The 3,716-nt window shown below is 36.6% G+C and carries 1 protein-coding gene; it reads left to right on the forward strand.

Annotated features, from left to right (window positions below):
* A partial coding sequence (locus Q0678_RS11645) for a hypothetical protein (protein WP_299058067.1) occupies positions 1-3,716 on the forward strand: 3,716 nt, incomplete at both ends.

A 3,716-nucleotide genomic window follows, 5' to 3' on the forward strand; every position in this document is an offset into this window, starting at 1 on the left:
TTACACTCCGTAAAATTACGCCAAATGGTGAAGTAACAACAGTAGCTGGAACTGGAGAACGTGGTTTTTTAAATGGTGTTGGCTTAAATACTCAATTTGGTTCTGTTTATCACCTAAACATAGATGCACAAGACAATTTATATGCTTCTGATATCAGTAATGATGCTATCCGAAAAATTACTACTAGAGCTACAACTTCAAATAGAATTGCAATTACAGTAAATTTGGTAACTGAAAAACCGGCAGGAGCCTCTACATTTTTATATTATGAAGAAAGTACGCTTGCAGATATTCAAGTACCAGGGAGTAACATTAAGTGGTACGACGCTTCGGAAGATGGCAATACATTGTCATTAACGACCAATTTGGTAAATGGAACCACTTATTACGTTACACAGACCATTGATGATTTAGAGAGTGAAAGGGTCGCGGTTACCGCAGTTTTTACCATACTACCCCCAACAGGTTTGTCTACACAAATTTATGCAGGAGACAAAACCTTAGAAGCTTTAACAGTATCTGGAGACAATATACAATGGTATGCAACAGCTACTGAAGGTAGTGCTTTAGCGTTAACAACAGCTTTAGAAGATGCTACTACTTACTATGCGAGCCAAACTGTTGGAGGTGAAGAGAGTGTAAAACGTTTTGCGGTTACAGTAAAAAAAGTAAGTAATTATCCACAAGATGTACCTGTAGAAAATACTACATTAGCTGGTGTACCGTTGTCTTTAACTTTAAATTACTCACCAGAATGGTATGCTACTGAAAATGGTGGCTCTCCAATGGCAAATACTACAGGTATTACAAATGGAGCTACGTATTTTGTAGCACAAACAGTCCCAGAAAATTATGTAGGTACTTTTGCAGGTAATGGAGATGACGATTTGGTAAATGGTACAGGAACAAATGCCAGTTTTGATGATCCAAGTGGCATGGCTTTTGATAGCGATGGAAACCTTTATGTGGCTGATGAGGATAATCATGTAATACGTAAAATTACCCCAAGTGGAGTGGTTTCTACTTTTGCAGGATCTGGAACTGATGGTTTTACAGACGGACAAGGCTCTGCGGCTAGTTTTTATTATCCAAGAGATATTGCTATAGATACCCATGGTAATTTATTTGTTGTAGATCAAGAAAATTATGCCATCCGTAAAATTACTCCATCAGGCATGGTAAGTACTTTTGCTGGTGGAACAGATGGTTCTTCTGATGGTACTGGTTCTAATGCTGAATTTTTGTATTTAAATAATATTGCTATTGATGCTAATGATGTGCTGTATGTTACTTCAGAAGATAGTACAATTAGAAAAATTACTACTAGGGCTGAAGTTACAACTCTTTTGTCAGATGAGGCCATCTCAGGCAATCCAAAAGGAATTGTTGTAGATGCAGTTGGGAATTTATATGTAGCTGCAGAAAATCGGGTTTGTAAGGTAACACAAGAAGGAGAGGTAAGTATTCTTGCAGGAAGTGAAGATGCAGGTTACCAGGATGGTGATGGTCAGGATGCTCGTTTTAACTATATTCAAGGAATCACAATCGACCCAGCAGGAAATTTATATGTTGCAGACGAAGATAACAACCGTATTCGTAAAATAACACCTTCTGGAACGGTGACCACTATTGCCGGTAATGAAAATAATGATTTTCAGACAGGAATTGGAGTTTTGTCTAGTTTTGATAACCCACGAGGGATTCTGTTTGATGCAGTAGGCAATCTTTACATCTCAGATGATGATCATAGAATACTTAAAATGTTTATGTCGGCAGAATCTTCCAACCGTGCTGGTGTCACTGTAAACTTTGTAACACCAGCCCCTACAACTTCTTACGAGTTGCAGATTTATGCAGGAAATAAAACTTTAGCGTCTTTAATGGTTGCTGGCACAGAAATACAATGGTATGCTGCAGCATCTTTAGGAAATCCACTACCACTTTCAACAACATTAGTTAGCGGTACTACATACTACGCAAGTCAAACAATAAGTGGAGTTGAAAGTACCAGCAGATTGGCTGTTACCGTGCAGCAAATTAGTGTGGCACAGCAAATTATTAGTTCAAATAACACAAATACAATAGCAGATTTAGCAACCACCCCAACTGATGGATATGAAGCCAAATGGTATGCTTCTGCAAGTTCAAGTGAGGTATTAGATGGTGAGCAGGAAGTTACCTCAGGTACTTATTTTGTAGAGCAGCATTCGATAAATATTAATACTTCGCCAGACGTTAGTACTTTTCTTACAGAAGAAAGTTTAGGTTCTTTTTTAGAGGATACAAGTTATTCTTTACAAGAAGTAGTAACTGACGCTTCTGGTAATTTATATGTATTAATAGAGCTTTATAACCCTGATAAACAAATTATTTTAAAGATAACACCAGGTCAAGAAATTTCTTATTTGGTAGGCAATGGGAATGGTGTTTTTTTAGATGCAAATGGGGTAGAAACAGACCAAGGTTTTGGGTGGATTACTGATATGGTAATTGACTCTAATGGAAATCTTTTTTTAGTAGATAATAGCTTAAGCGTAATATTTAAAATATTACCCAATGGTACGGTTTCTGTTTTTGCAGGAAGTGGTGAAAATGGAGACGATGACGGTACAGGAGTTGCAGCAAGCTTTTACTACCCTGTTTCTATGGAAATAGATGCTTTAAATAATTTATATGTTTTTGAAAGTGAAGACCCTAAAGTAAGAAAAATAACATCTGACGGTGTAGTAAGTACTCTATTTACAGATTTTGATAGTAATAGTGTATTTGTAAGAGATGCAGCGGGTACTTTTTACTTTGTAAGAGATGGTGGTATAACTATCTATAAAAGGACTATTGCAGGTGTTATAGAATTAGTTGCAGGAAATGATTATGAAAGAGGCACAACAGATGGTATTGGAGTTGAAGCACGTTTTGGAAATGTAACTAATCTTCTTTTAGACGGGCAAGGGAATCTTTTAGTAGTAGATGAAGACAATTTAAATATTCGAAAAATAAACCTTACATCCAAACAAGTTACAACTATAGCAGGTAGTGGAGATAATCAACTTACAGATGGTGAAGGAACCAATGCTAGTTTTTTAGATCCATTTAATATTACTAAAAACCCTCAAGGCAATTACTATATTTTAGATGATAATACTATTCGTTTAATGGAAGGCAAAAGTCGTTCTAATCGAGTAGCTATTGATGTTTTAAACGGAATAGCACCCCCAACAGGTTTGTCTACACAAATTTATGCAGGAGACAAAACCTTAGAAGCTTTAACAGTATCTGGAGACAATATACAATGGTATGCAACAGCTACTGGAGGTAGTGCTTTAGCATTAACAACAGTTTTAGAAGATGCTACTACTTACTATGCGAGCCAAACTGTTGGAGGTGTAGAAAGTGTAAAACGTTTTGCGGTTACAGTAAAAAAAGTAAGTAATAGCCCACAAGATGTAAATGCAGAAAATACTACATTAGCTGGTATACCGTTGTCTTTAACTTCTGGGTGTGTTCCAAAATGGTATACTTCCGAAACGGGTGGCTCTCCATTAGCAAATACCACTGCTATTAAAAATGGAGCTACGTATTTTATTGAGCAATATTCGCCAGTATATTCAGTAACAACTTATGTTGGAGAAGCAGCGTATGATCCTAAATATGAAATACCTTCTGAATTTATTAGTTGGCCAGCAGGGAACGTTTTTGATGCTTCTGGCAATATGTAT

It is taken from the genome of uncultured Polaribacter sp., from assembly GCF_947497125.1.
Classification (GTDB): domain Bacteria; phylum Bacteroidota; class Bacteroidia; order Flavobacteriales; family Flavobacteriaceae; genus Polaribacter.